Source organism: Roseivirga sp. UBA1976 (genome assembly GCF_002336325.1).
In the GTDB taxonomy this organism is placed as follows: Bacteria; Bacteroidota; Bacteroidia; order Cytophagales; family Cyclobacteriaceae; genus Roseivirga; species Roseivirga thermotolerans.
Genome location: NZ_DDDQ01000128.1, coordinates 1 through 5586, shown reverse-complemented (window position 1 = coordinate 5586; position 5586 = coordinate 1). Strand labels below are relative to the sequence as shown.

General features: G+C 43.5%; 5 protein-coding genes. 1 reads left to right on the top strand and 4 read right to left on the bottom strand.

Annotation, left to right across the window (positions count from 1 at the left end):
- From B3763_RS12780 to B3763_RS12770, 3 genes are all read right to left on the bottom strand, one after another.
- Positions 1-1031, bottom strand: a 1031-nt coding sequence (locus B3763_RS12780) for an efflux RND transporter periplasmic adaptor subunit (RefSeq protein ID WP_286747030.1), incomplete at its 3' end; no start/stop codon positions are given.
- Between the two features lie 24 nt (positions 1032-1055).
- A complete protein-coding gene (locus B3763_RS12775; RefSeq protein ID WP_286747028.1) occupies positions 1056-2402 on the bottom strand; it encodes a TolC family protein in 1347 nt (448 codons plus the stop codon).
- Positions 2386-3018, bottom strand: a complete 633-nt coding sequence (locus B3763_RS12770) for a TetR/AcrR family transcriptional regulator (RefSeq protein WP_286747026.1) — start codon at positions 3016-3018, stop codon at positions 2386-2388. Before B3763_RS12770 ends, B3763_RS12775 begins: the two co-directional genes overlap by 17 nt.
- Positions 3019-3397: 379 nt before the next feature.
- Here B3763_RS12770 and B3763_RS12765 point away from each other — a divergent pair, with 379 nt between their 5' ends.
- Positions 3398-3850: a hypothetical protein gene (locus tag B3763_RS12765; RefSeq protein ID WP_286747024.1), complete on the top strand. Its 453-nt coding sequence runs from the start codon at positions 3398-3400 to the stop codon at positions 3848-3850.
- Positions 3851-3872: 22 nt separating this feature from the next.
- Here the strand turns inward: B3763_RS12765 and B3763_RS12760 are convergent, their stop codons facing one another.
- Positions 3873-5444: a glycerol-3-phosphate dehydrogenase/oxidase gene (locus tag B3763_RS12760; protein WP_286747003.1), complete on the bottom strand. Its 1572-nt coding sequence runs from the start codon at positions 5442-5444 to the stop codon at positions 3873-3875.
- Positions 5445-5586 lie beyond the last annotated feature (142 nt).

Sequence of the window (5586 nt, the reverse complement as noted above, 5' to 3'; positions counted from 1 at the left end):
TAGGTTTTGCCTAAGGTCACATGAATTTTCTCGGCCTTCTTTCCATTGACTTTGTATACAAAGTTGCCTTCAAAGTCTTCTTGTATAATTCTGGAAGGAATAACCACAGCTTCGTCTACTTGATAGTCTGTGAGTTGAACAATGGCTACAAGGTTAGTTTTTAGGTATTCGGCCACGTTAGGCAGTTTTACTTCTACGGTAAAAGTTCTGCTGGCCTGGTTGATTACACTACCTACTGTGCTTATGGTGCTTTCGAACTCTGCTCCTAAAGCCGGAAGGCTTACTTTGACCTTATCTCCTCTCTTAAACTTTCCAATGTAGGCCTCAGATACTTCAGCCGTAATGTACATGTTCTGGTTGCTTACCAAAAAAGCAATGGGAGTGCCCGGTTGCACCACCTGACCTGCACTGGCCGGAACTTGCTCTATAGTGCCTGAAAACGGTGCTTTAATTTTGGTCTTTTCCAACTGAGTTTGTAAAGTAGCCAAAGACTTCTCCAACGACTCTTTGTTGTTCTTGGCCTGCAAATAGTCTATTTCGGTACCAATATTTTGCTTCCACAAGCGGTCTCTTTTTTCGAAAACGGTGGTCGCAAACTCCAACTGATTCTTTACCTCCTCAATGTTCTTCTCAAGAGTTTCAGAATCGATGGTTGCCAAAACCTGGCCTTTGTTTACATACTGTCCTTCAACCACATTTACAGCGGTAAGCTGTCCCATGGTTTCGGCACTAATGAACACATTGGTTCTTGACTGCACATTGCCTCTAACTTCAATTTTATGACTGAAGTCTTCTTTGTTTGCTACCACAGTAGTAATAAGGGTAGCGTTTTCTTTTACCTTACCAAACTCAGGGTCTTGAGCAGCTATCTCCTTTTCCAGTGTAGCTACTTCATTTTGTAAGGCCTTAATTTCTTCTTTGGCAGCATTGAGGCGTTCTTTTTTATCTTCAAGTGTGCCTTCACCCTGCCCACAGCTCGCTACTAATACAGCGGCCATGATAAAAAGTGTAGAGATTCTTAACGATTTCATTGCTTAATTTTTTCTTGGTTGTTGTTAGTTGAGTTTGCCCAGGGCTTTGTCTAAATCAATTTTTGCCACAATGGCGTCATATAAGGCGGTGAGGTAGTTGACCTCGGCCACTTTGTAAGATTGTTCTGCATCTATGAGCTCAAGGTTAGAACCAACACCTGCAGTATATTTTGCACGTGTAACTTCCACTACCTCCTGGGCTAGTTCCAGATTATCTTCCTGAACCGCCAGCCTTTCGAGGTTTACATCGAGAGCCATTTTTGAGTTTATAAGTTGCTGTCTAAGACTATTGGATAGCAGCGACTGCTGGTAGTTGAGCGTTTCTAGCTGATACTTCTTGCGCTCCACCGTATACTTCTTTCTGAGTCCGTCAAACACCGGAATACTAATATTGAGTCCAATATTGGAGTTGGTAAACCATTGTCGGTTTTCGTTCCAAAGGTTGCCAAACTGATCGTTTCCGGTATTTCTTCCCCAGGCGGCTGTAAAACTCACTTTAGGAATGTATTGAGAATAGGTATTCTTAATGTCCAGCTCTGCCAAACGCTTCAGAAACTCTACTTGCTGTAGTTCCAGCCGATCGCCTACCGAGAAAGCATCTACCTCAGAAGCCGAATACTCAAAGTCAAAATTATCGAGCTCTTCCGATAGTGTAATTGGAGTTTCTACCGGCATTCCCATGGCAAACTTGAGTAGATTTTTGCTTGCCACTATGGCCTGGTCTACTCCACTGCGTTCGGCCTTCAGGTTATTGAGCTGTACCTGAATTCTGCTCACATCAATTTTCTCAGCAAACCCATTTTCATACAAAGCTCTGGTTTCTCTCAGGGTAGAATCGAGCGTGGCAATATTGGCTTCAATCAGGTTGGTTCGCACCTGATTGACCAGCACCAGATAATAGGCTTTTGTAACCTGCTCAATTACATCTTCCCGAACCATGAGTTCGTCTACCACAACCTTCTCGCGAAGGGTTTTGGCGGCTTTGAGGCCGATAAAAAAGGAGCCATCCCAGATCATCTGAGAGGCATTTACTCCAAACTGCCCCTGGTGTTGAACACCAAAGCGAATGGCTGCAGTGGCACCTTCAGGAGCATTGGGATCGAACACATTGGCCGGTACAATGTTTACCGGAATTTGCGTATTGTTCGTATAGCCAAAATTGGCATTGATTTGTGGCAGACCATCGGCACGTGTTTCACCCACCTGGGCCTCCGCATCGCTGGTATTTACCATCGCAATTTTCAAATTCTCATTGTTTTGCAGCGCATATTGAATGGCCTCTTCAAGAGAAAATGATTCCTGAGCGCTTACGGAAACTGCCGTAAGAAGCATCAGTAGTAAGGCGCTTACTCTCTTAACTGAGCGTTTCATTTGATTTGAGTTTTGCTGTTGTGTACTGGTTAAAAAGTTGATAACCTGCAGGGGTGAACAGGCCGTGCACGAAATGATCGAACAACTGCATTTGCACCTCTGCAAGGGTGTATTTCTCTTTTGGATAAAGATTCTGGTTAATAATAAATGTGTGCACCTGCTCCATGCGCATTATAGAAATTAGGTGTGGGTCTATCTCTTTCCTGAAATACCCCTCTTCCTGACCTTTTATAATTACCCGGGTAATGGAACAAAGCATGGTATTGCGTTTAAAGTTTTCAAACATTTTCCAGGCTTCCGGATAAAACTTCTGCAGGTCGTTGAGCACGTTCATACGCATGTCTTTGATAGACTCGCGCAGGCATTGAGAAATAAGTATAAGTTCATGCACACTGTTCTCGCTTCTTAATTCGGTAGATTCGAACCGAGACTTCTCAATATCCAGATGCAGGGCTGTTATGGTATTTACCAGGTCTTTCTTATCCTTAAAATATTGGTAAATGGTCTTTTTCGAAATGCCGAGATCTCTGGAGATATCGTCCATTGTTACCGTACGAATACCGTACATTAACATGCGTTCTCCGGCCTTTTCTACAATCTTATCTCTTACTTCCATGGTTTGATACTAGGGAAACTTTAAGGTTACCCAAAGTTTCCAACTTCCTGATAGACGCACATAACCAGTAAATGGTTCAAGGGATTTTCACTTTTTTTCAAAATTTTTCTTTGCAAACGATTTACTACACCAAATAAAATTCTTCTTAACTGGCTACTAAATCGTCATTCAGATTACACAAATACAGTTTTTCAATAGGCATCAACCTCCAAAATCCCCTTTGTAAAAATTTTATTGGGTTATGATTTTTTTTCTTACGTCCGGACAAATCTTCATTTGATGAGCGAAGCGTGCCCGTCTTCGGGGACAAAACCGATTGTAATTTTTGGTATTTGGAAAGTGGTTTTGCCATAAGCCGGAAACTTCCGAACTTTATTTTATGAGACGATCAGCTTTTTACGGCATGCTATTTACATTTTTATGCCTTCCCGGACTTTATGGTCAGTATGTATATCCTGAGCGGTTTGAAAACTGCTACCTGGACGAGTTTAAGTATGAAGAAACCAGAATAATTGCTGAAATAGACAATGAAAAACTCAAATCGGTGATTACCTCCGGTTGGGACGATAAAATGCTTAAAAAAGCAGAAGGTTTTGTGGGCTTGCAAATTCTCGTAGATCGCAAGGGTGGGTCGTGCCTAATGAGTGTTAGAAACGACACCAATATGAAGCTTAAAAAAATGAACCTGGAAGCTAATGTGAATGAAAACCTGAAGTGGAAGGGTCAATCGGATAAAATTTCGGCCATCGTTCTCTTAGAGTTTAAAGATGGAGAAATTGTTGTGAAACGACTGGGCACTACTGATATGCGCAATTTGGTAGAGATTCATTGAAGCATTGCTATATAATGAACCATTAGCTCATGATCATATAGTTGCGGGCAACCTCCGAAAACTCTTCCAACTGATCATCAATCCATTCATCGTCTTTCCCCAGTTCGGCAGCCATAATAGCAGCTACCTGAGGAGCCACTCTTAAGCTCTCTTTGGCATTTAGAAAAAGTCCTCTCACTCGTCTTGCCAGCATATCTTCCAGTGTTCTGGCCATTTCGTTGCGCACTGCCCACACCACCTGCGATTTTCTCAGGGGCAAGTCTTCACTGAGTACTTCGGCCAGGGTCGGGTCTTCTTCCTCCATCTCTAAAAGCGAATATTTTTCTATGCCATAAACAGCCAGAGGATCTGAGGTTATATCCAGGTTCTTATCGTAACCATAGACAGGCAGGTTATAGGTTATACATTTACGCTCGGGCAGGGCTCCAATAAGTATGGCATTGTCTACGGTGTCTTCGGCCATTTTCCTGTAGGTGGTCCACTTGCCCCCAATAATCGTAATAAGCCCCGACTGCGAAATCATGACTTTGTGATGCCTCGAAATCTCTTTGGTCGACTTGCCCTCCCCTTCGGGTTTGGCGAGTGGGCGCAGGCCGGAAAACACGCTCAACACATCGGCACGGGTAGGCTGTTTTAACAAATACTGCCCTGCGGTTTCCAAAATAAAGTCTATTTCACTATCCAGAGCCTTAGGCTCCAACTCAGGCTTTTCGCGCATGGTATCGGTAGTTCCCAACACCACCTTATCGTGCCAGGGCACGGCAAACATTACCCGCCCATCTTTGGTTTGTGGCACCATAATGGCATACTTATCGGGCAAAAATTCCTTACTCACCACCAAATGAATACCCTGGCTGGGCTGAATCATGTCTTTCACTTCAGGCTCATCCATTTTTTTCACCTTATCGGCAAAAACACCTGTAGCATTAATAACTGCCCGGGCCTTTATGGCGTGAACTTTACCCGTTTCCTGATCTTTGGCTTTTACACCACAAATTATCCCTTCTTCATTTTTAATAAGGTCTATCACGGGAAAGTAATTGAGTACTACACCATTGAACTGACGGGCTGTTTTGGCTAGGGAAAGAGCCATTCGGGCATCATCGAACTGACCATCGTAATAGACCACACCTCCCTTGAGGCCATGCTGCCCAATAGTGGGTATGTATTTTATAGTTTCTTCTTTAGAAAGCTTTTTTGAAGAACCAATGCCTAATTTACCGGACATCAGGTCGTAAACCTTCAAACCTACCTGATAGAAGGGGCCGTCCCACCACTCATAGTTGGGAATAACAAACGCCTGATTTTTGACTAGATGGGGAGCGTTTTTGATCATGAGTCCTCGTTCTTTCAGGGCTTCAAGCACCAACGAAATATCACCTTGTTGCAAATACCGAACCCCTCCATGCACCAACTTTGTACTTCGGCTCGATGTACCCTTGGCGAAGTCGTGCTGTTCCAGTAGTAGGGTTTTATACCCACGAGAAGCCGCATCTACCGCCACACCCAAGCCGGTAGCTCCACCGCCAATTACTACTATATCCCAGGGCTCCTTTTGTTTCTTGAGCCGCTTTACCATTTTCTCCCGTTTCATAATTGCCCTACTTTAACCTGGGTTCGATGTAAAGAAGTAGTAAAATACCCCCTTAGGACGTCATTGCGGAATTTTCTTCTGAAAACTTCACATACGCAAAGGAAAATATCCGCAATCTCATTTAGGCTCTGTTGAGAGACCG